We start from the raw sequence: 25813 nt of genomic DNA on the forward strand, positions 1-25813 counted from the left end.
GCTCAAATGTTTAGAAAAAGAGTGACACAAATATTTCTTTTCCTTTTAGCGAATTGTGCCAAATGAGCAGTCTACTGTTTTGGATGTTCCTGCACACCACTGAACAGAGTATCCACATATAGATATAGCATCGCTTTGCAGAAAGTAATCGTTAAGAGTTTCATATCCGAAATCTTCATCGTTTGAATCAGCCTGACATTATCATCAAGTCATTTACTTAAGGAGGAAGCTGAAAATGAAGAAGTGGTGTTTTTTATTGTTATTTTTTTTCTTAGGTTTTGCTTTCATGAATAAAGCACTGTTTTTTCAGAATAAAGTAGAGATTCAAAAATACGATCAAAATCACAAAGATAACATAGATAACACAGGTACTACCTCAATTATCCAAAAGAAAGAGATTGTAAAAGAACAGATCTATCAAGGGAATCTGCTCTTAATTAACAGTAAATATCCTATTCGCCAAGGGAGTGTGAAATCAGATATCGTAAATTTATCTAAACATAATGAATTGATAAACGGATGCGGATTGCTTAATACGAATATTTATTTATCAAAAGAAATAGCAAAAAAATTTTCAGAGACGATTAATAATACTGTAAAGGAAGGTGTTAATCAATTTTTTATTAATAATGGTTATCGTGACTTTGATGAGCAAAGTGGACTTTACCATGAGATGGGGGCTGATTATGCCTTACCAGCAGGCTATAGTGAACATAATTCAGGTTTATCACTTGATGTAGGATCAGGCTTAACGAAAATGGACCGAGCACCTGAAGGAAAGTGGATAGAAAAAAATGCTTGGAAATACAGATTTATCTTACGCTATCCCTCGGATAAAACGGATGTTACAGGAATTCAATATGAACCTTGGCATATTCGCTATGTCGGTTTGCCTCACAGTGCGATTATGCAAGAAATGAATTTAGCCTTGGAAGAATACCTAGATTATTTAAAAGAAGAAGAGAGCATTTCAGCAAGTATTGATGGGGAAAATATACAATTTCATATTATCCCTTTTTTCAAAACAAGACAATTGACGTTGAAATACCAGTAAATGAATTTTGTGAAATATATGGAAATAATATAGATGGGGTGATTGTGACGACCCGTTCTTGAATTATATTTTAAAATGACAAAGTTATAGATTACAATGTAAAGTTAGGAGATTTTAAATGCATTCAGGAGTTTTGATTAATTATTTATATACTTATTTCTTTACTATTATTTTTTGTATAATGTTTCAAATTGGATCTTATTTTAAAACGAAAAAAAATATATCTATTCAGCATTTTCTATGGGTGTATGTTTTTCTATTCTACCTTTCACTAGTGTATAAGGTGACGGAGATAGGGACTATATGGGACATAGGTAGATACGAAACATTAATTCGTGCAAATCAAATTAACTTGATTCCATTTGCTTCTGAAGGTATGACTACTTATGTCTTAAACATTTTACTGTTTATGCCATTAGGTTTTTTATTGCCGACTATTTGGCCGCAGTTTAGAAGAATGAAAAGTACTGCCTATGCTGGATTCGGTTTTTCATTGGCTATTGAGTTAGGTCAATTGCTAGATAATAGAATTACAGATATTGATGATTTATCTATGAACACCCTGGGAGCAATTATTGGGTATTTATTATATAGAGTATTATTCAAAATGTTATATAAAAGAGATGAAAAAAAGATTGATAATAATATTTCTCTAGTAATAAAATACGAGGCTATTTTTTATTTGGTTTGCTCATTTGTAGGTATGATGTTAATTTATTATCCAGTTTTATTTAGACGGCCTCTAATCCTTCAATAAGGTGATTAAGATGCTGTCAGATAATTATATACATATAGTAAATTGATTCTTAAATAATAGGATATTACAAATACCCATTTATATTAAATTCTCATAGAAATCTTTCAAAACTACTCTTATTGAAGGGTGAGTGGCTATTGAATTGATTTATATTGTTCCCGTTTTATATCATAGTACCAGCCTTTAATTAACAATTATATCCATTGCGAAAAAATAAGATAGGCTTTAATATTTACCAGTATTTAAATGCTGAAAATTGTTTAAGGCATTTCAACCAAAATTTAAGAGGAGCATACAATGAACAAACTAAAAAGGTTATTGAAACGTAAAACGACTTGGATAATTCTTATCCTATTCGTATTTGTTTATGTAAATAACAGTTCTTTTTTTGCTAAGAGGGACGATGGAATTCCTCTTCTTCTTGCTCACCGAGGACTTTCGCAAACATTTAGCATGGAAGAGATTGAGAGTGATACATGTACAGCAGAACGTATAAATAAACCTGAACATTCTTATTTAGAAAATACAATTCCATCTATGGAAGCGGCATTTAAAGCTGGAGCTGATTTAGTAGAGTTTGATGTTCAACCAACTAAAGATAATAATTTTGTTATTTTTCATGACTGGACTCTTGATTGCCGTACTAATGGTAAAGGTGTTACAAGAGATTTTACAACAAAAGAATTACAAGCACTTGATATTGGTTACGGTTATACAGCTGATGGGGGTAAAACATTCCCGTTTCGTGGCAAAGGGATTAATCTTATGCCAACACTTGATGAAGTACTTACCCATTTTCCAGACCGTTCTTTTCTTATTCATATTAAAAGTGATGATGAAAATGAAGGAATTCAATTGGCTACTCACCTCAAGAAATTACCAGCGAAGCGCCTTGATCAACTAACTGTATATGGTGGCGATAAACCAATTGCTGCGATAAAAGAGCGCATCCCTAGTTTACGAACAATGTCAAAAGCGACCATGAAAAAAGATCTTATTACTTATATGGTATTAGGGTGGACTGGCTACATACCTTCAAGCCTGAAGCATGGAGAGTTACATATACCAGACAAAGTAGCACCTTGGCTTTGGGGATGGCCAAATCGTTTTCTTAATCGAATGGATAAAGCAGATACTCGAGTTATCGTTGTAGGAGGAAATGGGTTTGGATTTTCAAGTGGATTTGACTCATCTGAAGATATAAAATGCCTTCCTGACGATTATACAGGTGGAATTTGGACAAATCAAATTGATAAAATAGCACCTTTATTTAAGAAATAAGGGAAAATATAACAATCGAAGTTTTTCATCTGTTTAACCATCTATACTTTAAAAGAAGACTTATTATTAATGTTGAAGTTTTATATACTGAAAAATGCCCTTAATTTCCTATACATAATGGAAATCAGGGGTGTTTTTGGATAAGTGGGACTTATTTTATTTATATTCAAACAGAAGTACAACAACTATCAAAGAATAAACCGCTAGTTGTATAAACTGAGCTGATGCAGATAAGTAAATTTTTCGTTTGGGGGTACCTTCAAGATCTTAAGCTTGATGGTGATGGGGTAGCACCATCAAAACGCGAATTATGTAAATAAGCTGTCCATATGGACAGCTTATTTACATAATTCGCGTTATTGGAAGTTGATTAATATCAGTTTAAAGTTAGCTTAAAAGAAATTATTTATCATTATGTTGATTGGGATTATACATTCCGTTTTGAACCATATAATATTCTATCACTTGGTCTAACCATCTTTCTTCTTCCTTTGTGTAAGGAGAGGCCATCATACATTGAAAATCTCCTATTTCCTCGTCCTCTAATTTTCCAAAAGCATGCATAGCCTCCTGACCAACATATTTAAGAGATGCCTGCAAATGTTTATTTGCTAACTCTTGTACTTCTGAATCATGAACTGGTTTTCCAACTAATCTCTTTACATCTCTTGATAAATCAATAAACTCTTTATCTAAGGACAAATTTTCCTCATCAGTTTTATTGTAAACCTTATCTGCAATTTCTTTAGAAGTGAAATGTTCAAGCCATGTACGTTGATTTTTTTCATTTTGAATGTTATTAATCAAACTAATTAATATTTCACTTGGAACATCCTTTTGACTATCTAACAAAGAAATCGTCTGATTAATTGCCTTCAGAACTTTATCTAAATGCTCTTTTTTCTTTTCAAATGCTTTTTGTTGTTGAATTAAAGTGTCCTGTAAGTTTAAGTTGAGACTTGTATTAGTTAGCATTAATCTTATTTCTTCTAGGTTATAACCTAAGAATTTTAGGGCCAAGATTTTTTGAAGTTTTACTATATGGTTCTCTCCATATAGTCGATGGCCAGAACTGAGGTCTTTTTGAGCTTTGAGAAGCCCTATTTCGTCGTAATAATGCAATGTCCTTATTGAAACACCAGTTTTCTTAGAAAATTTACCAATTGAGAAAATTAAATCATTACCCAACTTATATAACCTCCTTACAATCTATTATTAATTTAATCATAATATCTGACGTAACTGGAGGTTCAAGCGTTAATTTTACAATTTAAATTTTGTATAGTCTATACAGAGTTAGTCGACATAACGTCTCATTATCAGTAGCAATAGTAAAGGAGGAACCCTACTCTCATAAGGGAACCCCCTTTTTTGTGCTATGGGTCTATGCATTTTTCTATACATTACTATCCTGACAAGGTTTTAGGGTCCTCTTTTGTTCGTGAATTAGTAGAAAAACTGTATAATATCTTGCATACTCTTAGCGTGGTTATTTTCCAAAATACTGGTGATACCCCTCATTGTATTTAGAGTGAAAATTTTTAAATATAGCAGAAATGATAATGAAGTAGCTATCTCTAATTTGCTAACTAAAAATTTTCAATACAATTAATGTAGAAGCAATGGCGAAATAGGTTATTAAATATTCTACATTTTATAGACTTGCTAAACAGTATAAAGAAGTAAAAAAAAGGGAAACCTAACGAATAATTAAGGATGATTCAGAGGTACCAAATGGAGCATAAAACAGAAGTAACAATTGGGGATTATGTTCAATTTTTATATCGTAAAAATCCTAATTTAGAATTAACCGGATATGTAGTCAGTGTTCTACAGAATACAATTGTTGTAGATATTACAGAGATAATGGGATTTGAAGTAGATGATGTTAGGCAAGTAGTAAAACACGGATACTATAATAAAGTGAATCAAAGGCAAATAAAAAATAATGTTTCAAAAAAATGCTCCTAGATCAATCTAGGAGCATTTTTTTGATGAAGTTACTGGATTTCTTACGATGATAAATACCAGCCGTTAAAGAGTAACATATTCATTTAGAAAAAGCACTATCATGGATTCTTTTATATGCCAACCGACGTTCATCTCCACCTAAAATTGGTGTTTCACACCTTCACATTTTTGAGGAAGGAGTCTTCTGTCTGAAAATGATAAAAAAGTCCTTAACAATTTGTTAAGGACTGCGGAATAGAACCGCAATTTGGGCTGACACCCAATCAGTTTGTAGAAAATAAATTGCGATTATAATAGCAATTGCATTCCCAAAAGCAATATTTCAAATGGATTGTAGCATACCTGTAACTAGATTGGTATCAATAAAATATGTATTGGATTACAAATAGTGGTTTTGAATATTAGAAAGAGTTTAAAAGTTAATTACTTCTCATGAAGAAAATACCTTAAGAGAACTTGTAACGATAAATTTTTAGGGGAAGGGTGGATTTTTAATTATAAATTCACATAATTTTCAAACATTAAAACTCTGGATGTTAATATTTGTTATATAATGAAATCAAGCCGTAATCAATATGGTTTCCCCGTTATGAATAATGAGATAATTTATGTGTCCCGTGTATTCGCTTTAAAACAAAAAGAACTTGTAGTGATTTCTACAAGTTCTTTTTGTTTTTCTTATTGTATTAGAAAAAAGCCCTTTAAATATAGCAGAAATAATAATGAAGTGTTTATTTCTCGTTTGCTAACTAAAATTTTGTATTTTAACAGGTTTCATTCATAAAAATATTTTAGACTATAGAATGAATCATTAGAGAGATGAAAAATAAGGAAAAAGGGAAGAACCACCAATATTCTTTCCTTTTTCCTACAATTAGGGTCTCTATATTAATGAATATAGAAGATTATAAAATGTTGGATGCAACAGTTTACATTTAAAATTATAGCAACAGTAACAGGTATTTTTTATGCAATATTGCATAAAAAATATGATTTATAAAATATACATGTCTAATGAGGAACACAAAAACTCTATATAGGATGAATTTAATCCTTACAGTTTCTTTATAGTGAATTAAAAGCGGCAAAAACCAAAAGGTTAATTTTATCAATACGAATTTTTTCTTTTACATATTAAAATGGAAGTACCCTTTCAATGTATACTGACCCTTTCACAAATCGTGAAGGGATTTTTTTATTTAATAAATGAGTTTTACAAAATAAACAGAATGTTAAATTTATAAAGCCCATTGATCCCAGTATGTGTACATGAGATTAATGGGTTTTTATTATTATGTGATTAAAGATGTAGGAAGTATTTTGTGTGTCTATAAAGGTGTACCTTTATAGACAGTTTTGAATTTTATTAAGGAATAAAAAGAGCCTATACTTCAGTGAAGTATAGGGAGAGGGATAGAAATCAATCAGTTATTAATTTTGAATAGATACTTAAATCAATGAATTTTCCATTTGATTTTTCACTTTTTCTTAGCGTTCCTTCTAACGTGAATTTTAATTTTTTTAAAACACTTATGGAATTTAGATTCTCAGGTTCAACTTTTGCTTCAATGCGGTTTAGCTTTAAATTAGTAAATGCATAGTCTAATAAAGCGGAGATTGCTTCAGGTGCATATCCTTTGCCCCAGAATGCTTTTGAAATATCATAACCAATCTCAGTTTTAGAGTTTTCGAAATCTAAGAAATTATAACCACATGAACCAATGATTTGATTAGATTTTGCTTCGATAATAGTAAATCGGAGCGCTTTATTACTTTGAGCCAGCTCGTTTAGAAATCTAATCATGTCTTTTGCTTGATCCTCAGTAGTGAAATTAATAATATTCATGAATTCCGTAACATCTGGATCAGACCATATTTTAAATAAACTTAATGAATCGGATTCTTTTGTTTTTCTTAAATGTAATCTTTGTGTGTATAATTCTGTAATCAATACTTTTACCTCCATTATATTAGTGATGGGTAGATTAAAAATATTGATATCTGCGCATAATTCAGCCCTTTCTACTCTCAGTTATTATTTATTATACATGAGAGAAATAGAGAGAGGGAATTATGTGATTTTTTATATCTACTTTGTTTCTTAATTGTTTTTTCTATTTAATAGCACAAGTGATTTCATTAAAATGAAAGGAGAAAATCCTTAGCTTTACTTCAAGTATCAGTACGTGATTGATATTAGTAATAATAGAATAGTTAATTAAACTTTAGGGGAGGAACAATAATATGGCAAAAGTTCTAATGTTTAATTTTCCAGGAGAAGGACATATTAATCCGACAATTGCACTTGTCGAAGAACTAATAAAAAGAGGCGAGGAAGTTATTTACTATTGCGTAGAAAAGTATAGAAGTAAAATAGAGAATACAGGAGCTTTATTTCGACCATATGAAAATTTCATAGCACAAATAGACATGGTAAAAAGAATGAGTAGGCAAATGGATTCTCAAGAACTATTATTACACATGGTAAAATCCATGGATAAAATAATAGAGGTAATTTTAGAAGAAGTAAAAGAAGAAGAATACGATTATGTTATATATGATAATAATTTTGCTGTTGGCTGGATCATAGCAGAAGTACTACAATTACCTAAAATTTCTTCATGTACAACATTTGCCATTACTAAAAAGATAGCCTCTGCTCTTATGAAAAATCATGGAGAAGAAAATAAAAAATCCCCTTTATATCAGGAAGTCATTTGTATTTTTAAAAAATGGGAAGATATGTATGGAATTACTCTTAATGAAAAACAGAATGTGATGACATGCCCAGGGGATATTACAATTGTATATACATCAAAATTGTATCAACCAAATGTCGAAGAATTTGATGATTCTTATATATTTGTCGGGCCCTCTATTGCACAGCGTAAAGATGTAGATTCTTTTTCCTTAGAACAGGAAAAGGGAAATAAGCTTATTTTTATTTCTATGGGAACAGTATTTAACCAGCAACCCGACTTTTATTACACATGTTTTGAAGCATTTCGAGATAGCTCGGTTACTGTCATATTAGCTATAGGGGAACAAAATGATATTAGTCAATTAGATAATATTCCTTCTAATTTTAAGCTATATAATTATGTTCCTCAATTAGATATTCTACAACATACTGATTTATTTATTACACATGGGGGAATGAATAGTTCCAGTGAAAGCTTATATTTTAGTGTTCCTATGCTAGTTATTCCAGTTATGGGAGATCAACCTATAGTTGCTCAAAGAATAGAAGAATTAGAAGCCGGAGTCCAGTTAGATCGTAATTTGCTTACTCCGGAAATATTACGTAATACAGCAATTCATGTGTTATCAAATAATATTTATACAAAAAATAGCCATAGAATTGGAAAATCTTTAAAAAATGCTGGAGGATATAACAAGGCAGTCGATGAAATTGAAACCTTTAAATTTAAAATGTGTATTGAGTAAAGCAAAACTACTGTGACTTTAAAAATGAATTATGAAAATGAGTTATATGGAGGGAATTAAAATGAAGATTTTAGAACAAAACTATCAAGAAACTAACTATCTACAATCTTATGAGAAAAGTCTAAAATTATGGCCAACTAGTTTTTCATCTTACTTTGTAGAAACATCTCAAGGGAAGACTCATATTATTGAAAGTGGTAATAAATTAGCACAACCTCTCGTATTACTTCATGGAGCAAAAATGAGTTCGACAATGTGGTATTCAAATATTTAAAAATGGAGTAAACATTTTAGAATAATGTGTATTGATATTTTAGGAGATAAAAATAAAAGCCTTCCAAAAAAAGGATTTACAGATCGCTTAAGTTATGCACTATGGTTAAAAGAAGTATTACATACATTAGAAATTAATAGCACGAACATTGTAGGATTGTCATATGGTGCTTTGCATACTGTTAACTTCTTGACATTTTTTCCAGAGAAGGTAAATAAGGCTGTAATAATGAGTCCTGCAGCAACGTATATTCCTTTTCATCCTTTGTTTTTTTCCTATGCTTTAGGAATGATGAATAGTAGGGAAGGGGTCGAGAAATTTTCAGGGTGGATTTTTGAGAATCGATACACTGTTCATCCTTATATTCAAGAACAATTGATAGCAGGAATGATGTGGAATAATTCAGTGAAAAATGAAACTCTAACAGAACAGGGATTTCCATATATTTTTACGAACCAAGAGTTAGCCGAAATTCAAACGCCTATGCTGCTAATGTTAGGGGAGAATGAAGTAATGTATAACCCAATAGAAGCTTTCAAATGTGCCGAAAATTCATCACCCAATCTAACTGTAGAATTGGTGAAAGATGTAGGGCATTTGATGTCCATGGAGAATCCTCAATATATAAATGATCGTATTTTAGAATTTTTTAATAAATAGGGCATCTCTAAACTCAAAGTATGTCTCGCAAAGGAAACTGTTATGACAATGCCGTTATTGAAAATTTTTTTGTATCATGAAATCAGAATTTCTGTATCGAAAAGAATTTGAAAGTATAACACATTTCAAACAAGAATTAGCTAAGTACATAGACTACTATAATCATAAAAGAATTAAGGCAGCCTCTAGGTTATGAGCCCGGTACAATACCGGGCTCATACCCTAGAGGCTGCCTTATGAAACTGCCTGTCTAACTTTCGGGGGGCACTTCAATGTATGGTGACCCCCATAATACAAATAGAAATCAAGAAAATGCCAAAAAATTTGGCATTTTCTTGATTTCTATTTATCTTTTCACAAAACATTTACCATATTCAACAAAATCACAATCTACATAAAAATAATTATTTCCAGACCAAATTTGAACTCGTTGCTTTGCGCTATCAAAAACATAATTATCATATCCTGGATATGCATCTCTAACCCATACATATTCAGTTGCTGCGCTGACAGGTAATGCGGATGTAACTAAAGCAGTTGCTAAAGCAATCCCTCCTATAGCTTTCTTGATTTTAGATTTCATCATAATTTATATCCCCCTTTATTTTTTACTATTAAACTTTCAATGTTTAATAGACTACTATCAATATAACACTCCTCTGATAATTGTAAATATTTAGGTGGTTTATAAAAAATATGCAGAATATTACAAATTTTATATATGATTACTAGGAGGTAGTGCCCCTTAATATATAGAGGAGGGCGTTTATGAAATCTACGGGAGCCTATCTATATTAGGGAACTACTATTGATTAAAGGAACAAAGCATATAAAAAGACACAAAGGACTAGAAGAAAAACGTGGGAAAGCAAAAGGTCTCGGTTTAGGTAGACCAAGAACGAAACCTGAAGATTCAGAGGCTAAGATTAAGCGATTAGAAGCGGAGAATGAGATGTTAGAAACAGGATATACAGTTACTCTATTATGTGCCATTGCTGGTGTAAACCGAAGTGGCTATTACAAATGGATAAAGCGACACGCAGTGCCTTCTAAAAGAAAATTAGCGGACACTGCATTCAAGAAAAAAATATTGGAGTGTCATACAAAACTAAGAGGGATTTATGAATATAGAAGAATACAAGTGTGGCTGAAAGCCACATATAATTTTCATTTGAATCATAAGCGTATCCAAAGATTAATGAGTGAATTAGGTATCAAAGCTATAATTAGGAAAAAACGACCTTATTACGGAAAAAAAGAGGCGTATTTGATTCCAGATAACCATCTAAATAGAGACTTTCAAGCTTCAAGACCAAATGAGAAATGGGTAACAGATATTACCTACTTAATTTTCAATGGACAGCGCTTGTACTTATCTGCCATTAAGGATTTATATAATAATGAGATTGTTGCTTATGAAATCAGTCGTAGAAATGACTTAAAGCTTGTTTTAGATACCCTTAAAAAGGCAAAGAAAAAACGACATGTGAAGGGAATCCTCTTGCATAGTGATCCAGGATTCCAGTACACATCTCGTCAATATAACCAATTACTTAAAAAAATATCAGATGAAGGCAAGTATGTCTCAAAGGGGCAACTGTTGGGATAATGCTTGCATGGAAAACTTCTTCAGTCACTTTAAGGCAGAGTGTTTTTATTTAACCTCATTCCGTAAAGCGAATGAGGTTAAACTTGCCGTACGCAAATATATACATTTTTATAATCATCAAAGATTTCAAAAGAAATTAAATAACCTGTGTCCATATAAATATAGAACTCAGGTTGCTTAGTTGCGCTTTTTAAATACTGTCTACTTGTCAGAGGGCACTCCAATTAAGCTATCTCTTTTTTTCCTTTAATCTACGTTTCCTTGTTTATGTTAGTTTGAAATAAAGTTTGATTAAAACTCATTTCGAAGTCTTTAATTGCAAATGACAGAGTATAGCAACTTTTTTATAAATGTTGTAACCTTTATAGATTCAATAGGATATAGTACAATCTCTTTTTTTTTTCATGAATAAATTATATAGAATTATATATTCTAATCTAGAAAGGGTGATTACAATAGGAAACTATTATGATAGAAAATACAAATATTATAAAAGCTCATCTTGTGGTGAAGGCTATGATAAGTACTATGAAGGTTCATCTTGCCATAGCCATAATAAAGAATCTATCGAATTCCAATATGATGAAAGATTAATTACTACTCCCATACTCGTTCCTCCTGCTCCAGCGGCACCACTTGCAATTTTAACAGTAAATTTTGATAAAATAAATACAGGCGACCGTGTATGGCTGAGTGGTATCGTCAGTCTAAATAACAATAACAATGTATTTTCAACAGTTACATTAACCATTACAAGAACATCTCCATTATCAGGAACACCTCAGGTCATTTATACACAAGTATTTGAAATTGATAATGAAGGTGATGATGATCAAATTCAAACTCCTTTTTCACATGTAGATGTTCCAACAACGCTACTTTTTGATGTTAGATACCAAGTTCGAGTAACTGTAGGAAATCCTAATTTATTTGTACAAGGAGTAAATACTCTAACAGTCCTTAGATTTAGTCGATAATAATGAAATATAGTAAAGCTATGTCGAAGAATATTCAACATAGCTTCTTTTTTATAATCAAACATTGTTTTATATGGATACAATTGTTGCACTTACCCTAGTTGTGGCGAAAGCGTCCGTTTTTATCATTCCTCTTGCATCATTAGCATTTGTAGAGATGGCGATAAAAGGCTCATGTATTTTATATTTTATTTTTGGACTAGAATATAAGAAATTAATAAGGTACAGCAAGCAAATTTATTAGAAATGGAAAATAAACATTACTCTTATAGGAGGTGGAGTAGCGCTATGGCAGGAATGGAGATAGTGTAAACCGCAAATGAGGTATATGGTTGGTTAGGAGTAAGTGGCAGTACCCTTAGAAAATACTCGGATGTTCTTGAAAAAGAAGGGTATGAGGTAAAAAAGAATAGTTGAGTGAGATGAGAATATACAGAGTTTGATGTGGATTCCGGAAGATTTCAATTGCTCATTTTGCACAAAACGCTTTTAGATAATATCTATATCATAATAAATTATGAAAATTTAAATATAGGTAAATAGAGAGGAATGGTGCACTTATTACTCATTAATCAGCGCTAAAACCGAAATATAATTTACTATTTTTTCAATGAATTTATATTTGTAAAAAATATAATCTTTAAATCAATCTTAAACTAGAAAAGTTTAACTTTTGAATTGGCATTGTAACTCTTATAGGCTGAAAATATAGAACTAAGATAATTGAAATTGATTTAATAAATAACATATATCCAATTCCATATGCAGCTTATGGTGACCTTTTAGCTGGTATTATCGTTTCCTTTTTCGTTTTAAAGTCAGCAAAGGGGCTAAGAAGATAGTAAAGAAGTGGAAGAGGTCTAAATTTGTAGTTGTAAATAAAGAGGTTGGATAAGAAATCCCTGTTTTTTGTGATGCTTTTAATAGTCAGAGTAGGCGAATCGATTTATATTAACTAAATCCTAACTTCTACGATTAATTTCCTTATTTTGTTAAATATCCAAAGGGTGAAGTGACTCAAGGTCAAACTAAATGTATGATTATGTTAAATTTTATAAGGGATATTATAAAGAGCTGTGTTTAAATTAACGCACAGCTTAAGATCCATCTGTTCAGATCGTAGTTAAAATCCACTTACTCATTTTTCAACCCGGAATCTGCTACTTTAAAAATTTTAATGGGAAAGCCAATAAAATATCTGAAAAAACAAAGAATAAAACCTATTATACAAGTTTATATATCAATAAAAAAACGAATATATTGCCATTGAACAGTTTTAAAAATCTAAAGTGATTTCAAAAGGAGATTAGATAATATGAGCGAACAATGTCCAATCCATGTACCTTGTCAGGCAGTAGGACAAACTCAAACACCATTCAGTGATGCACCTGCAACACCAATTACTACTCCAGGAACACCGATTGTAAAAATCCCAGTTGTATTAGCTGAAAGAACAATTCAAATTGTTGTAGAATCCGATGTTCCATTAGATCCTCCAGCAGTTGAAATTAAACGTGTGTTAAAGAACCATAAGTTAGCCAAAGCAATTAGTGAAGTATTTTGGTTACAATTTCGATACATGTTAGAATACAAAGCAAAATGGTATGGCAAACAAGTCATTGTCGTATCGAAATCATTTGCTTCCAGCCAATTATGTTCCTGTTGTGGATATCAAAACAAAGACGTTAAAAATCTAAACCTACGTAAATGGGACTGTCCTTCTTGTCGTGCACACCATGATAGGGATATTAACGCAAGTATCAATCTAAAGAATGAAGCGATAAGGCTTCTAACCGCAAGGACTGCGGGGTTAGCCTAATCAATTAGAGTTCGTTAGAACACTTTACTTAGGAATCCCCCCTTCTTCTAAACGAAGTGAAAGTGGGTGTAGTTCAATCTCAGAATATAGACAAATTAATCAAGTAGAAAAGCCTGTTTTATAATTGTATTCCCAAAAAAAGGATAAAAAACTCCTTTTATTAATATTGCGTTATGTTAACTCTCTAAAAAAAATAATCATAGAAGTTTTTTTGAATTTAATATAGGTTAGTAAACAAGCATGTTTCCTATTAAAACATAGAATAATATAACTCTTGTTTGATAGGAGGTATAAAAATGAATTGGAATAATGATTGCTGTAAGCATAGACATCATAACCAGTGTTGTGAGCATAAGCATCGTAATCATCGTTGTGAGCATAAACATCATAACCAGTGTTGTGAGCATAAGCATCATAATCATCGCTGTGAGCAAAAACATCGTAATCATCGTTGTGAACATAAACACCATAATCATTTTTGTAAATGTTTTATTTGCTGTCATCGTAACCATTGGTAAAAAGGTTCATGATTTTTAGTTTTAAAAAAGTGCAATATCTATTGCACTTTTTTAAATAAATATACAGGTAATGTATACCTTTTCTTATTTCCTTCAAGTTGAATATCATGTAATGCTTTTGTAAAGATTTGTTGTGTAACCCTAAAAATATAATCCTTTAAATTGGTAGCATATATTTTTCATTATATTTAGATACAAAACTATTAAGTGGTTTTATAAATTTTTTGAGTTACTCTATCTACTTACTCGCTCTTTTGAAGAACAGCAGATAATATTGGGATTTACAAACCATGTATGAGTTGTAACAATACGACTATCTTCGGTATTTGTTCTAGTTTCTGCAACTGCTAATAATCCCTTTTTATTAAACCGTTCATTAACTCTGAAACTTTTCCCCTAGTTCTATTTAACTTTCTATCAAGGTAAATAGGTGTTGTACTATCAGAGTTAAATTCATCTTTTTTACTTATTCTTTCAAATAAAATAATTAGTTTAAATTCTACATAAGGTATTGAATTCATTTGAAAATGCTTTTTCAGTAGATAACAAGTTATGTTAGAAAGAACAGTAATTGCAAAGTTAGACTTTGTAATGAGCTAATTTCATATTCAAGATAAGAGAATATGAATTACTAAGTACTCATTTTTATAGAAACTTTGACTGCATCTTTCTCTATAAAATTGAAAGCAAAGGGTGATTTGTATACTTGAAATTTCTTTGGATTTTCAAAGTTAGCTTCACGTGTAAAAACATTGCCGAGTATTTTTTCTTCGATGATGCTAAATTGATGCTCCTCTTTAATGTCTTTTGATTCTATAAGACCTTGAAAGGGAACATCACCTTGGATCCTATAGTTTGGAATTACCTTGTTATAAGCTAAAGCTGTATAAGTAATAGTCTTACGGATAAATCCCGAAATAGTGACTACTTCTGAACACACCTTTTCAATCGTAGTAAATATTTGTCTATCAACTTTGATGGTTCCTTTTTTTGCAGGAGGAACTAACTGGATTTTATGCTCTATAAATTGCCTAAAGTATAATGTTTTTGATTTGGGGGATTTTGGTGTTTTTTTCATTTTTGGAGTTTTAGAAAAGCATAAAGATATTCTAGTTACTTCAGGAAGGCCTGATAAATTAATATGTGGGAAATAAGGCGTACTTGTTATAATGAAATTTTTTTTGTAATGTAAATTCATTTACGTTTCCGCACCTTTCCAATGGAATATAGTTTAAAATATGTCCTCTTCATCATATATGCTTCTTTTTGGTAAGGAATTTTCCAAAATGAGCATATGTCATATATCAATAGGATTTTTGAGGAATAGGAGTGGCACCATATCACTATCAAGCTAAGCTTATACAAAATCAATTTTAAGCGAGATTATTTCTTTTTTCTAAAGGGAAAATGTAGATGAATGAAAGATTTGCATACGAAAGAAACCCTAACGGGTTTCACTTTTTTGAATTAAGTGACTTGATTTTCAGACATGGTACAATTATAAACGACAATTAATATATCAAAGATCTTTTTTTCTCATATCGATGAGATTTCCGCCCATTTTGCTGCAGGAGATTAAACAGACGGAGTAACATCTTTGATAGCTCTTGGTTGTTTTTTGTAAAGTTTGGAATAAAAGAAGAAAATAGTCTTTAATCATATATATGGCTGTATACTCACTAAGCTCTTGTTTTTTCTTTGTGAGAAGCAATTGGTGCATTTGAAACATAATAGAGGAACAGAATAGAATGGCAATCAATTGACCATATAAATGGCACTTCAATCATTGTGGTTTTATCTTTTTACAATGATGAATTTGAAAGAATGATTTCCACGTTTTAAATAAACTTTCGATTTGCAAACGCCAAGAATACCAGTCATGTACCCGTCCCATCGGGACAATATCTGTAGGGGGAGTGTCATATATACATCAATACCACTAAGTCGTTTACTACGAGGAGAATACTTCATTCCGCTCTTTTTTCTCTTATAGCTCGTTCTTTAGAAACACCTTGTGCCATGATTTGAGTTAAAGTTTCTGCATCGATACATAGCGTACTTACTTTATGCATAAACTGTTTTTGTAGTTTTTCATAGTGAGGCTATTGTGAGATTAAGAATTTCGAAGCACTAACTTTTTTAATTCATTTAATGAAACTACAATTGGATTTACAACTGCATTCATGGTTTTGTTGTAATCCAATGTTTTATTACTGTACCATATATCTTCCGATTCAACTGAAAGGCATGCATCAGCCTGGTGAGTAATAACAAATTCTATAGTTTTATTTGTGATAGCTGATTCAATCGGGTAATGTTGTCTGTAACCTAATGTGTTATCTACTACCAAAGCTCAATTGTAGTAAATCGCAGTTGCAATGTCTTGAAGTTCGTGAGGAAGAAAAACTTTAACTGATCGTGGCGCCCTTATTGTAGCAAAAATAACCATTATTCCTTTCTTCAGACACTCCAGTATAGCCTTTCTATTTCTTTCAGACACTTTCTTTTATGAATTTAAAAAAGTACCATCTAAGTCTAAAACGATTGCTTTAATCTTGGATTCTAATTCCACATGTATATCCCCTTATTTACCGTATAAACTCCTCCTTTTTATGTTCTATATCAAGTTATAAATCCCTGTATATTTCATACATGTGAGGTTAACATAACGTCTCATTATCAGTAGTGGAAAAAAGCTCACTTCTTATCTTTTTTCAAATAAGAAGCTAACTTTGTCGTTTTGGCGGTCTCCTACTTGAAAATAGTGATTTTTAGTTAAATTGTAATAACCTTAATATTGTGCAATAAAACAATTAGTAAATGGAACTAACTGCTTTATTACACATAACAAGCCCACGCTTACAGCAATGATTTGTAACCTTCAGTTACATACATAGTATAAATCACATTAGAAATAGTATGCAAAATGAAAACGGGTTTAAAAAGTATTTTATTTTTTGTACTTCTATATACAAATTATGTTTATCATTAAATGACCTTTTTATTTGTTATATAGAAAGAATGCAACTAATAAAAATATTAGATATTTAGCAAATTTGGATTAGCGATATGATAATGCTTGTTTCCCTAATGCTTCCCAGGATTGAATGAAGATATCTTGGCTCACTTTATGTCCTTTTTTCACAGTTAATGGGTCATTTATATAAATGTATTTGTCCTCCAAACCTACAATAACAACAGCGTGTAGATCCAAAGGAGCTGTAATTTTTTTGTCATCATGTTTCCAAGACTCCCATCTATCTGGAAGGCGATAATCTCCTGTAGTCCATACTACCACAGGTTTACCGAGCTTAATTTGAGCTAACACAGTATTAAAAGTTTTTCCTGTTAAGTTTACTGTACGATTTGGAAGATAACGTTCCATTAATTCTTGTAACGGTTGAACGTGGACAGCGTATCCCTTATTTTTCCCAGTTATATCTCCAACAAAGCCTTCTTTAGGATCTCCCCATTGAATGATGTCTCCACTTTTATTTGTAGACAGTGGGGTAGAATCTTTTTTTATCTCGTTAGCTAAATCCATTTTATTAACCTTAATGCCTGCATGCTGTAATACCATCGCTAAGCTTGTAACTTCGCATCCATATTTTAATTCTGGCTTTTGCGATATAAGCGGCACATCTAAAATGTTTTTTTTAGTGGATGAAGTGGGGGATGGTTGTAAGGGTTTACTTTTTGGAAATGAATGTGTTGTATTTTGAGTCAATTTGTTATCTTTTTGTTTAACTTGTAATTCATTCTTTTTAAGAGAGGGTGTTTTTTCTGAACATCCCGCTAAAATTAAAGATAAGGCATACAAAATTAGAAATCTTTTCATATCAATCACCTTTTTAAGATTACTTAATACCATAATATTCTACTATTCGATATTTTTAGAGGTGTAGAACGTTTAATAACCTTCATTTCGAGCAACTAAGTAAATTAACTATGTGTAGTAAAAAGACAGCCCACGCGTACTGAGTAATAATTTGGAACTTGAAGTTACAGTTATAGTATAAGCGAGTTGAGGAGAGCTATGCAGGAATAAAAAGTATTAAAAGCTTTATTCCAAAAGTGACTAGTGAAACATGTATATATCTGTCTTAAATGTTTAGAATGTTTCGTAGATCAAAATGAACTTTTTTAACATTTTATCTTTTGTGAAGAGGGAAATGAATATTGAATCCTTTAACAAAATAGAAAGGGAGTATATTTCTTTCTTTTTATACAAATTATTAAGGGGGAAATACTTATGAAATCAGTAGCTTTTACTAAGAGATTATAAATTGTTGAGGTGATTCAATACATGCCAAAGTTAGATGTAGAGGGGTGTAACCTTTACTACATAGCAAAGGGAGAAGGGACGCCTATCATTTTTATCCACCCACCTACACTTACCTGTGAAAATTTTGAATATCAACTAGAAGAATTATCTAGAAATTTCAAAGTAATCGCTTTTGATGTTAGAGGACATGGCAACAGTCAGAGTTCAAGTCAGCCAATTACGTATTCACTAATTGCTAAAGATATGAAGAGTTTACTGGATTATCTGGAAATAAAAAAGTCTTTTGTATGTGGGTATTCAACAGGAAGCTCAGTTGCCTTGGAATTTTTATTAACATATTCCGAAAATAGTTTAGGTGGGATTCTAATAGGTGGAATGTCAGAAGTGCGTCAAGGCTATTTAAAAAATAAGATTTCTCTTGGTGTTCAATTGGCGAAGGCAAGAGCAATTTCATTTTTAGCATTTGCCATTTCTTGGGGTAATTCCAATACAAATAAATTATTCAAAAAAATGTTTCGAGAAGCTCGGAAAGGTAATGCCAAAAATATCGAACAATATTATCGCTACAGTTTGCAATATAATTGTACCAATCAACTTAAAGACATTCATCTACCTATGTTGTTGGTTTATGGTGAAAATGACAAAACTTTTTATAGTCATGCAAACTTACTACATGAAGAATTGCCATGTAATGAATTAAGATTTATTACTGGTGCAAAACATCAAATACCAACAAAAGCGGCTACAGAGTTAAATCAAATGATTGAGCAGTTTGTTTGTACTCAGTCTAAGGTGCCTAAAGAAGTTCTTAAATCATAAAGTATTATCTTAAATCCTAAAGGTGATTTGAAATTTATATTTTCAAAAAGGATAACGGTATGAGTTAAAGGAAGATACATAACAATTAACAAGTGGAGATGTTGAAAATTTAATTCGGATCACCATATCAAAAAAAGAAAATTTTACGTATTAAAACAGATTAGCCGATTTCCTGTAAAACAAGAAACCGGCTATTTGCTTTTTTATAAGGTTGTTGTCTGTTAGTAGTAACAGTTACTAGTTTGGATTACTTTGTTTCTTTTGTGTATTAGGCTTAATTTCATCAGCAAACTCTATATTTGCCAAGTTTACTTTGGATGGAATAAATGTTCTTGTTTTATTTTGAAAACCTTGGAACGTATGTTTTGTAGGTCTCATCATACTTGAATTACGTGTTGCTAATAATCCCAAAATTGTTCCTAATCCTAGTAAAGAAGCCCAAATCCATCCTTTATTATTCTTCTTTTTATTTCCGAATAACTCAAACATTTGTTGAGTTATTTTTTTAGAATTGAAAAATGAAATCAAGAAGTTAAGAATATTCATTTTTGTCCCCCCTGTAAAAAAATCGTAAAAGAAACACTAGGTTCAATTTCACATAATTTATAATGCGATATTTTATAGAAATTTATGATGCCAACTTATACTAACAATTCTTGATTTTTAAACCGGAACCTCCTAATATTACCTAAGTGTTTTTTACTAAAATGCGCAAAATAGTTTTATAAAAAATCAAAAAGGAAATGAAAAGTTATGTATTATTAGATTGGAACTTTATGACTTCTTTTTTAATAATCGGTTATGTAATGTCGAAAAGGTGAGTAACGCAAGAATCGAACCTACTAAGACAAGTGACATATCCCATTGTGCATCCCATATATCGCCTTGCGTACCTAAAAAGTCTTTTGCTGCTTTTCCTCCCTTTGCTATTCTAAAAGCTAACCATTCGATGATTTCGTATAATGCAGCAATAGCAAGTGAAACACTTATACTAATCGTAACTAACCAAGAACCTTCGGTTAGTTGAGTTTTCCGTAATAATATTTCTCTTATCGCAATTGTAAAAAAAACTTTTATCAAATGTCCAAATCGATCGTAGTGATTTCGATTTAAATCAAAAGCATCTTTTATCCAATTAAAAAGTGGAACCTTTGAGTATGTGTAATGACCACCGATGAACATTATAATAGCTAGTATTGCAATAATGATATAAGAGAGAGTGGTAAAGCGAAACTTATTGTATATTGCAATTATAAAGATTAGACCGAGAACGGCGGGAATAGCTTCCGCTGCCCATGTCGAGTATCTGGCAGGCTTAATAACGGACCATATAAAAACTGTTGTAACAATTAATAATAAAAATAGATGAATCATTTTACTTTTGTCTCTTATCACCTTTTTCACTCCTATTGAAAGGCTTTCTACTTAAAGTATTTGAAAAATCGTAGTTTCGTATACAGAGTACTTAGAACTGTTTGCCTTAGTTCACACTTAAGAATAGCTTTTTTAATGAGGAAAGTGATCTTGCCTAGTAGATATTCACAGCATGATTCCCGTACCTAAACTTAACTATTATTTTTCAGTAAGAAATAACATTTACAGCCTTCGTAAACTGCTCTAAAAGGTGTAGCTCTATATCAATGTCAAGTTAAGAATGCCAAGGGAATATAGGGAAGTATGCTTTCTACAAATTTTTGTGTCTAAACTAAAAATGTACATAACCAGTAGGAGGAGCATTATCACGTTAACATGTTCGATTTGCAACTATATATTATTTATCTATTTATATCGAGCAGAATAATAAGAAAGGACATGCGCATTACATATTTCTCTTTCGTGAGGGCATTATATTTATATAAACATTTCAAAAACAAGGGGGAGCATTTGCATGAATTACAAAATGTTTAAGGCTATCAATCGTCTAGCTGGGCGTAATTCAACCATAGATACATTTATGATATTTATTTCACAAAAGACTCGATTCCTGTACATTTTTTTGTTAGCCTTAATGTGGTTTAGAAACAAATCTTACAAAAAAATTATTTTATTTGCAGGGGTATCAGTAGGATTTTCATTATGTATAAACCGTTTTATCCAGTTCTTTTATTTTAAACCTCGTCCGTTTGTTATACACCGTGTGCGTTTACTTATTCCATCAAAGAATAATTCTTCATTTCCTAGTAAACATACAGCCATAGCATTTGCCTTAGCAACCTCCGTCTTACTTCGTGAACGTTTATTTGGCTCAATCATGTGGCTTTTAGCAATTTTGACAGGGTTCTCACGTATCTGGTTAGGGCATCATTATCCATTTGATATCATAGGAAGTGCCTTCATAGGAATCTTAACCAGTATAGTTATTGGCAGTACTTCATATTTATTTAATTCTTTTGTTACCTGGATTATAAATGTATATAGAAAAATATTTTTTGTAGATTTGAAACATTCCTGACGATATCTTTGATAAATCGCAGTACATAATCTTTCACATTTTTTTACTAAAGTAACTTTTTCTTGAGATATGTTTTGGAATAAACTACAGACATTTAGTTAATCCCTTAATTATTAAATTTGATATAAAGGAAAAAATGTCGGGAATGATATAGCATATTCTTTTTTAGGCGGATGATAATAACATAAATATTTATTTGAAAGGAGCAATAATCACTTGAAGAAAAGAAAATATCTACTTGCTATCATGTCTACTATTTTATCTGTAGGTTTCTTGTGCGGTTGCAATGGCGTTGATGAGAATGAGCCAGATCCAACTGAAGAACCTTCTGAAGAAATTCAAGAAAAGAATAATCAATAACAGGTTAATATAAAGATTATTATTGGCTTACAGCGGATTCTTAAATATAGGAGAACGATATAGAGTAACCCAATAGAATAAAACAAGAAAAAATACCTCTTATACCTTATTTTATTAGATATGGTACAAGAGGTGTTTTCTGTTTATGGGTACATTTCAGAAATTTATAAAGTTACTTTTTATTTCCTAACAAAAGTCATTGTACTCATGCTACTCACCTTTTCGGAGTACTCATGCTAAGCATCTTGATTTTAAAACTAGCTCCCTGTTTACTTATTATTGAGTAATAAGAATACTTAAGTAGTTTGTAGTAAATATTATAACTGTTACAAATCAAAAGGAGGTCATTATAATGAACAAACAAAGAGCACAAGAGATTGCCGCTTCACCAGTCATGGCTAATGTAACGTATAATGGAGTTCCAATTTATATTCAAAATGTGGCTGAAAATAATGAAACAGCTAGAATATATCCTCTTAATGAACCTAATAATGAACAAGAAATTCCTTTATCCAACTTAATAGAACATTAATTAGTTACATGTTACTTCAATAAATAATTAATCAAACATACAAGCACCACTTACAATGGTGTTTGTATGTTTGATTAGTCTTATTTTCTATTTTCTGCTAGCTAATCAGATTACTAAGGATAAAAAATATTTTTGATTGGGGTCAAACACCTCTTTAATAAAGCAAAAAATACCAAAATTATGATGGGATTTACTAAATAAATGACTTGTTTAAATTAGTGATAACAATGTACCTCCAACGGAACCAGTAAAAATGTAAAAACAGGCATTGCTGATTTAAAGGCTAGAGTTTCCGTATTAGAACGTGAAGAACCTCAATATAAAGGGGTTTAAATAGACTGGAGGAAATTACTATGTCTCACCTACCCGAATGGACGCTTGTCATTCTCCGCTCTCTATTCATATTAATTGTTTTATTTACTATCACAAAATGTTTAGGAAAAAGGCAAATCTCTCAACTTTCCTTTTTCGAGTACATAGCTGGAATGACAATTGGTGGTATCGCCGCTCAAGTATCTACAGGGCTAGACCAAAAAATTTTCCATGGCGTCTTTGCCATACTTATTTTCGCTTCGGTACCTTTTTTCGTAGGAATTCTTTCCTTAAAAAACAAAGCCGCGAGAGATTTCTTTGAAGGTAAGTCTATAGTTTTAATAAAGGATGGCAAAATACTTGAGGATAATTTAAAGAAAGAAAAGTATACCAGTGATGAATTACTTGAACTTCTCAGAAGAAACGGAGCTTTTAGTATATCCGAAGTAGAATTTGCCGTCTTAGAACCAAGCGGAGAATTAAATGTATTATTAAAGAAAGAATCTCAACCACTAACAGCAAAAGATATTGGCTTGAAAGTACCAAATAAAAAGGAACCACAAACTATTATTATGGACGGAAATGTACTAGATGAACCTCTTTCAGCTAGTGGACATAACCGCGCTTGGTTACATTCAGAACTAGAAAAACTCGGTGTTGTCATTGAAAATGTCTTTCTCGGTCAAGTTGATTCATACGGACAACTTACTATCGACATTTATAATGATAAACTCCAAATGCATTCTCCTCAAAACAAACCTTTATTATTAGTATCTTTAAAAAAATGCCATGCTGATCTTGAACTATTTTCTTTAGAAACGAAATCAAAAACGGCAAGTGAAATGTATAGTAAAAATGCACAACAAATTGAAGCTATTTTAAACAAGGTAACTTACCTTCTAAAGGAATAAAAAAGGACGTTCTCACAAGCGTCCTTTTCTCAGAGTGTCGGAAAACCCTTTAGGATTTTCCAACATTCTGACATCTTTGTAGATTTTAGCAAATGAAAACAATAAATAATGATAGAAATTAGAAAAATAGCCTTTCACCTGCCGCTTTTTGGACTGGTGATTTTTGAATGATAGTCTTACATAAATTATGGGAGGGAATTAAAAATTTATTATTTATATAAATAGATGTTAAACGGTAAAAAAGAACCTAAATTCTTGACAGATAGAAAATAAGTTCTTTCTTTGTTAGTGGAGTTTTATTTAGTAGTGTGTTGGAGCACTATATAATATATGTATTTATAAGTAAGGGGTGTTTAATTTCCAAAATATATATCTTTAGAAAATAGAAAAAAGGTCAGTTGAAAACTGACCTTTTTTCTATTTTTTAAAGATAGCTAACGAACAGGTAATTTGGGATTTGGAGTATAGTAAGATGTTAATCATCTCATTGTTAATGTATGCAGGTAATACAAAATGGCTTGTACAATTGTTAAAATTAGTGAATTTTTTTTGGAAATTAGTAAATTGGATGTTTGATAGAGGAAGTAAGTCTAATCAATTAATTTATTTCTTTCATATTATATAATGCAAATAAATTTTTTAGGGAAAAGGGGGTATGTTAAATGTCTTTTGAACGTAGATGTGAATGTGATGTATGTAATAGAAATCGAAGAAGAAGACGTGAGGAAGTAAGAGAACAGAGAAATCTTGAAGGGCGAAGAAGATTAAATGGTTTACGAGAAGGTGACAGAATTACAGTTTTTTCAGGCGGAACTGCGATTGATGGAACAGGCGTCTTTATTCGTGTAGAGGATGGATTTCTTGTTTGGGTAGATGCTGCTGGAACTCTTAATGTGACAAGCCTAGATGTTATTAGTGTCCGACGTGTAAGTTAATAGCATTTTAAATAATGTAAATGTGTTGAATGCAATAGAAATTGAAGAAATAGGGACCATGAGGAGGTGGGCGAAGTGGGTAATAGAAGACTAGATGGTTTACGAGAAGGCGACAGAATTACAGTTTTTTCAGGCGGAGGTCCGATCGATGGAACAGGCGTCTTTATTCGTGTAGAGGATGGGTTTCTTATTTGGGTAGATGCTGCTGCGACTCTTAATGTGACAAGCCTAGATGTTATTAGTGTTCGGCGCGTAGTTTAATAGCATTTTAAATAATGTAAATGTGTTGAATGTAATAGAAACCGAAGAAATAGGGACCATGAGGAGGTGAGCGAAGTGGGTAATAGAAGATTAGATGGTTTACGAGAAGGCGACAGAATTACAGTTTTTTCAGGCGGAACTGCGATTGATGGAACAGGCGTCTTTATTCGTGTAGAGGATGGATTTCTTATTTGGGTAGATGCTGCTGGGACTCTTAATGTGACAAGCTTAGATGTTATTAGTGTTCGACGCGTAGGTTAATAACACTTTAAATAAATATAAATAAAAGATAAGAGGGGAGGGCTCTTATCTTATTTTGTTTTTAGGAATTATTATGTTATATAGATTATATTAGGTATTTAAATACTTAAAAAGGGATTTATATAAAATAAATCCCTTTTTAAGATGATAAGAGAGGTAGGATATATTATATTTGTAAATTTTTAATTAGGTTTGTACATTTTTAATAATTTATTTGTTTTATGTAAAAGGTGCCAAGAAATACTTTGTAGTTTTATTTCTTGGCGTGGGTATTTATTTGGGTCATTTGGATGCCGACCTTACCATAGTATATGTCCG

Annotated in this window: 25 protein-coding genes and 6 pseudogenes; 21 read left to right on the forward strand and 10 right to left on the reverse strand. The window is 31.4% G+C overall.

Going from position 1 to position 25813, the window contains the following annotated elements:
- Positions 1–235: 235 nt before the first annotated feature.
- The 3 genes and pseudogenes from vanY (at position 236) to ACTFRH_RS24690 (ending at position 3092) form a co-directional block, all read left to right on the forward strand.
- Positions 236–1116: pseudogene (gene vanY / locus ACTFRH_RS24680) on the forward strand (VanY-A/VanY-F/VanY-M family D-Ala-D-Ala carboxypeptidase).
- A gap of 56 nt (positions 1117–1172) precedes the next feature.
- Entirely contained in the window at positions 1173–1811 is a 639-nt protein-coding gene (locus ACTFRH_RS24685) for a VanZ family protein (protein WP_000555588.1), read from the forward strand.
- 297 nt (positions 1812–2108) lie between these two features.
- A complete protein-coding gene (locus tag ACTFRH_RS24690) occupies positions 2109–3092 on the forward strand; it encodes a glycerophosphodiester phosphodiesterase family protein (RefSeq protein ID WP_001037571.1) in 984 nt (327 codons plus the stop codon).
- 402 nt (positions 3093–3494) lie between these two features.
- Here ACTFRH_RS24690 and ACTFRH_RS24695 read toward each other — a convergent pair whose 3' ends face one another.
- Positions 3495–4280, reverse strand: coding sequence for a MerR family transcriptional regulator (locus tag ACTFRH_RS24695; protein ID WP_000526051.1), 786 nt, complete (start codon positions 4278–4280; stop codon positions 3495–3497).
- Positions 4281–4826: 546 nt separating this feature from the next.
- Here ACTFRH_RS24695 and ACTFRH_RS24700 point away from each other — a divergent pair.
- Complete coding sequence (locus ACTFRH_RS24700) at positions 4827–5063, forward strand: DUF2187 family protein (protein WP_000400417.1); 237 nt, start codon at positions 4827–4829, stop codon at positions 5061–5063.
- A gap of 1420 nt (positions 5064–6483) precedes the next feature.
- On the opposite strand, the gene ACTFRH_RS24705 is transcribed toward ACTFRH_RS24700, so the two are convergent.
- Positions 6484–7014 carry a GNAT family N-acetyltransferase gene (locus ACTFRH_RS24705; RefSeq protein ID WP_000627285.1) on the reverse strand — a complete coding sequence of 177 codons (531 nt, stop codon included), beginning with the start codon at positions 7012–7014 and terminating at the stop codon, positions 6484–6486.
- A gap of 293 nt (positions 7015–7307) precedes the next feature.
- Here ACTFRH_RS24705 and ACTFRH_RS24710 point away from each other — a divergent pair, with 293 nt between their 5' ends.
- From ACTFRH_RS24710 to ACTFRH_RS24725, 4 genes and pseudogenes are all read left to right on the forward strand, one after another.
- Entirely contained in the window at positions 7308–8510 is a 1203-nt protein-coding gene (locus ACTFRH_RS24710; RefSeq protein ID WP_001151403.1) for a macrolide family glycosyltransferase, read from the forward strand.
- Between the two features lie 37 nt (positions 8511–8547).
- Positions 8548–8784: a hypothetical protein gene (locus ACTFRH_RS24715; RefSeq protein ID WP_142386015.1), complete on the forward strand. Its 237-nt coding sequence runs from the start codon at positions 8548–8550 to the stop codon at positions 8782–8784.
- A 24-nt stretch (positions 8785–8808) separates the two neighbouring features.
- Positions 8809–9444, forward strand: coding sequence for an alpha/beta fold hydrolase (locus ACTFRH_RS24720; protein ID WP_000334835.1), 636 nt, complete (start codon positions 8809–8811; stop codon positions 9442–9444).
- Between the two features lie 11 nt (positions 9445–9455).
- A pseudogene (locus tag ACTFRH_RS24725) lies at positions 9456–9684 on the forward strand (transposase); the annotation flags it as partial.
- Positions 9685–9790: 106 nt separating this feature from the next.
- Here ACTFRH_RS24725 and ACTFRH_RS24730 read toward each other — a convergent pair.
- Positions 9791–10030, reverse strand: a complete 240-nt coding sequence (locus ACTFRH_RS24730; RefSeq protein ID WP_000978065.1) for a hypothetical protein — start codon at positions 10028–10030, stop codon at positions 9791–9793.
- A 222-nt stretch (positions 10031–10252) separates the two neighbouring features.
- Between ACTFRH_RS24730 and ACTFRH_RS24735 the strand changes: the two genes are divergently transcribed.
- From ACTFRH_RS24735 to ACTFRH_RS24760, 6 genes and pseudogenes are all read left to right on the forward strand, one after another.
- A complete protein-coding gene (locus tag ACTFRH_RS24735) occupies positions 10253–11053 on the forward strand; it encodes an IS3 family transposase (protein ID WP_003303920.1) in 801 nt (266 codons plus the stop codon).
- A gap of 7 nt (positions 11054–11060) precedes the next feature.
- Complete coding sequence (locus tag ACTFRH_RS24740) at positions 11061–11234, forward strand: IS3 family transposase (protein ID WP_374221661.1); 174 nt, start codon at positions 11061–11063, stop codon at positions 11232–11234.
- A 265-nt stretch (positions 11235–11499) separates the two neighbouring features.
- Positions 11500–12030 (forward strand): hypothetical protein, encoded by a 531-nt coding sequence (locus ACTFRH_RS24745; RefSeq protein WP_003303918.1) that lies wholly within the window; start codon positions 11500–11502, stop codon positions 12028–12030.
- Positions 12031–12318: 288 nt separating this feature from the next.
- Positions 12319–12444: pseudogene (locus ACTFRH_RS24750) on the forward strand (DUF3967 domain-containing protein); the annotation flags it as partial.
- A 308-nt stretch (positions 12445–12752) separates the two neighbouring features.
- A pseudogene (locus ACTFRH_RS24755) lies at positions 12753–12854 on the forward strand (cation-efflux pump); the annotation flags it as partial.
- Positions 12855–13546: 692 nt separating this feature from the next.
- Positions 13547–13849 (forward strand): annotated as a pseudogene (locus ACTFRH_RS24760) (RNA-guided endonuclease TnpB family protein); the annotation flags it as partial.
- A 227-nt stretch (positions 13850–14076) separates the two neighbouring features.
- On the opposite strand, the gene ACTFRH_RS24765 reads toward ACTFRH_RS24760, so the two are convergent.
- The 5 genes and pseudogenes from ACTFRH_RS24765 to ACTFRH_RS24785 form a co-directional block, all read right to left on the reverse strand.
- Positions 14077–14361 (reverse strand): hypothetical protein, encoded by a 285-nt coding sequence (locus ACTFRH_RS24765; protein WP_000258377.1) that lies wholly within the window; start codon positions 14359–14361, stop codon positions 14077–14079.
- 637 nt (positions 14362–14998) lie between these two features.
- Complete coding sequence (locus tag ACTFRH_RS24770) at positions 14999–15565, reverse strand: hypothetical protein (protein ID WP_001048815.1); 567 nt, start codon at positions 15563–15565, stop codon at positions 14999–15001.
- Between the two features lie 269 nt (positions 15566–15834).
- A pseudogene (locus ACTFRH_RS24775) lies at positions 15835–16356 on the reverse strand (transposase); the annotation flags it as partial.
- 364 nt (positions 16357–16720) lie between these two features.
- Positions 16721–16816, reverse strand: a complete 96-nt coding sequence (locus ACTFRH_RS24780) for a hypothetical protein (RefSeq protein WP_231122460.1) — start codon at positions 16814–16816, stop codon at positions 16721–16723.
- A 612-nt stretch (positions 16817–17428) separates the two neighbouring features.
- Positions 17429–18205 (reverse strand): C39 family peptidase, encoded by a 777-nt coding sequence (locus ACTFRH_RS24785; RefSeq protein WP_000819586.1) that lies wholly within the window; start codon positions 18203–18205, stop codon positions 17429–17431.
- A 468-nt stretch (positions 18206–18673) separates the two neighbouring features.
- Here ACTFRH_RS24785 and ACTFRH_RS24790 point away from each other — a divergent pair, with 468 nt between their 5' ends.
- Positions 18674–19471 carry an alpha/beta fold hydrolase gene (locus tag ACTFRH_RS24790; RefSeq protein WP_001125135.1) on the forward strand — a complete coding sequence of 266 codons (798 nt, stop codon included), beginning with the start codon at positions 18674–18676 and terminating at the stop codon, positions 19469–19471.
- Between the two features lie 237 nt (positions 19472–19708).
- Here ACTFRH_RS24790 and ACTFRH_RS24795 read toward each other — a convergent pair whose 3' ends face one another.
- Both ACTFRH_RS24795 and ACTFRH_RS24800 read right to left on the reverse strand, forming a co-directional pair.
- On the reverse strand, positions 19709–20017 hold the full coding sequence (locus ACTFRH_RS24795; RefSeq protein WP_001023779.1) for a hypothetical protein: 309 nt from the start codon (positions 20015–20017) through the stop codon (positions 19709–19711).
- 228 nt (positions 20018–20245) lie between these two features.
- Complete coding sequence (locus tag ACTFRH_RS24800; RefSeq protein ID WP_000617408.1) at positions 20246–20866, reverse strand: DUF2238 domain-containing protein; 621 nt, start codon at positions 20864–20866, stop codon at positions 20246–20248.
- 493 nt (positions 20867–21359) lie between these two features.
- Here ACTFRH_RS24800 and ACTFRH_RS24805 point away from each other — a divergent pair, with 493 nt between their 5' ends.
- The 6 genes from ACTFRH_RS24805 (at position 21360) to ACTFRH_RS24830 (ending at position 25495) form a co-directional block, all read left to right on the forward strand.
- Positions 21360–21923 carry an undecaprenyl-diphosphatase gene (locus ACTFRH_RS24805; protein WP_001107035.1) on the forward strand — a complete coding sequence of 188 codons (564 nt, stop codon included), beginning with the start codon at positions 21360–21362 and terminating at the stop codon, positions 21921–21923.
- A 712-nt stretch (positions 21924–22635) separates the two neighbouring features.
- Positions 22636–22815, forward strand: coding sequence for a small acid-soluble spore protein H (locus ACTFRH_RS24810; protein ID WP_001041681.1), 180 nt, complete (start codon positions 22636–22638; stop codon positions 22813–22815).
- 353 nt (positions 22816–23168) lie between these two features.
- Positions 23169–24038, forward strand: a complete 870-nt coding sequence (locus ACTFRH_RS24815; protein WP_061884955.1) for a DUF421 domain-containing protein — start codon at positions 23169–23171, stop codon at positions 24036–24038.
- A gap of 662 nt (positions 24039–24700) precedes the next feature.
- Positions 24701–24973 carry a hypothetical protein gene (locus ACTFRH_RS24820; RefSeq protein WP_000007381.1) on the forward strand — a complete coding sequence of 91 codons (273 nt, stop codon included), beginning with the start codon at positions 24701–24703 and terminating at the stop codon, positions 24971–24973.
- Between the two features lie 75 nt (positions 24974–25048).
- Positions 25049–25234, forward strand: a complete 186-nt coding sequence (locus ACTFRH_RS24825; protein WP_000528326.1) for a hypothetical protein — start codon at positions 25049–25051, stop codon at positions 25232–25234.
- 66 nt (positions 25235–25300) lie between these two features.
- Entirely contained in the window at positions 25301–25495 is a 195-nt protein-coding gene (locus ACTFRH_RS24830) for a hypothetical protein (RefSeq protein ID WP_374221663.1), read from the forward strand.
- The last annotated feature ends 318 nt before the right edge of the window (positions 25496–25813 follow it).

Source organism: Bacillus cereus group sp. MYBK216-1, from assembly GCF_051916495.1.
In the GTDB taxonomy this organism is placed as follows: domain Bacteria; phylum Bacillota; class Bacilli; order Bacillales; family Bacillaceae_G; genus Bacillus_A; species Bacillus_A thuringiensis_K.

What these genes read in the sequence shown, in the direction of transcription:
- ACTFRH_RS24780 (WP_231122460.1), bottom strand. Translation starts at nt 16,816, where the DNA reads ATGGTTATTTTTGCTACAATAAGGGCGCCACGATCAGTTAAAGTTTTT.
- ACTFRH_RS24730 (WP_000978065.1), bottom strand. Translation starts at nt 10,030, where the DNA reads ATGATGAAATCTAAAATCAAGAAAGCTATAGGAGGGATTGCTTTAGCA.
- ACTFRH_RS24720 (WP_000334835.1), top strand. Translation starts at nt 8,809, where the DNA reads ATGTGTATTGATATTTTAGGAGATAAAAATAAAAGCCTTCCAAAAAAA.
- ACTFRH_RS24690 (WP_001037571.1), top strand. Translation starts at nt 2,109, where the DNA reads ATGAACAAACTAAAAAGGTTATTGAAACGTAAAACGACTTGGATAATT.
- ACTFRH_RS24805 (WP_001107035.1), top strand. Translation starts at nt 21,360, where the DNA reads ATGAATTACAAAATGTTTAAGGCTATCAATCGTCTAGCTGGGCGTAAT.
- ACTFRH_RS24815 (WP_061884955.1), top strand. Translation starts at nt 23,169, where the DNA reads ATGTCTCACCTACCCGAATGGACGCTTGTCATTCTCCGCTCTCTATTC.
- ACTFRH_RS24700 (WP_000400417.1), top strand. Translation starts at nt 4,827, where the DNA reads ATGGAGCATAAAACAGAAGTAACAATTGGGGATTATGTTCAATTTTTA.
- ACTFRH_RS24790 (WP_001125135.1), top strand. Translation starts at nt 18,674, where the DNA reads ATGCCAAAGTTAGATGTAGAGGGGTGTAACCTTTACTACATAGCAAAG.
- ACTFRH_RS24820 (WP_000007381.1), top strand. Translation starts at nt 24,701, where the DNA reads ATGTCTTTTGAACGTAGATGTGAATGTGATGTATGTAATAGAAATCGA.
- ACTFRH_RS24740 (WP_374221661.1), top strand. Translation starts at nt 11,061, where the DNA reads ATGGAAAACTTCTTCAGTCACTTTAAGGCAGAGTGTTTTTATTTAACC.
- ACTFRH_RS24785 (WP_000819586.1), bottom strand. Translation starts at nt 18,205, where the DNA reads ATGAAAAGATTTCTAATTTTGTATGCCTTATCTTTAATTTTAGCGGGA.
- ACTFRH_RS24715 (WP_142386015.1), top strand. Translation starts at nt 8,548, where the DNA reads ATGAGTTATATGGAGGGAATTAAAATGAAGATTTTAGAACAAAACTAT.
- ACTFRH_RS24795 (WP_001023779.1), bottom strand. Translation starts at nt 20,017, where the DNA reads ATGAATATTCTTAACTTCTTGATTTCATTTTTCAATTCTAAAAAAATA.
- ACTFRH_RS24810 (WP_001041681.1), top strand. Translation starts at nt 22,636, where the DNA reads ATGAACAAACAAAGAGCACAAGAGATTGCCGCTTCACCAGTCATGGCT.
- ACTFRH_RS24765 (WP_000258377.1), bottom strand. Translation starts at nt 14,361, where the DNA reads ATGGTTACGATGACAGCAAATAAAACATTTACAAAAATGATTATGGTG.
- ACTFRH_RS24770 (WP_001048815.1), bottom strand. Translation starts at nt 15,565, where the DNA reads ATGAATTTACATTACAAAAAAAATTTCATTATAACAAGTACGCCTTAT.
- ACTFRH_RS24710 (WP_001151403.1), top strand. Translation starts at nt 7,308, where the DNA reads ATGGCAAAAGTTCTAATGTTTAATTTTCCAGGAGAAGGACATATTAAT.
- ACTFRH_RS24685 (WP_000555588.1), top strand. Translation starts at nt 1,173, where the DNA reads ATGCATTCAGGAGTTTTGATTAATTATTTATATACTTATTTCTTTACT.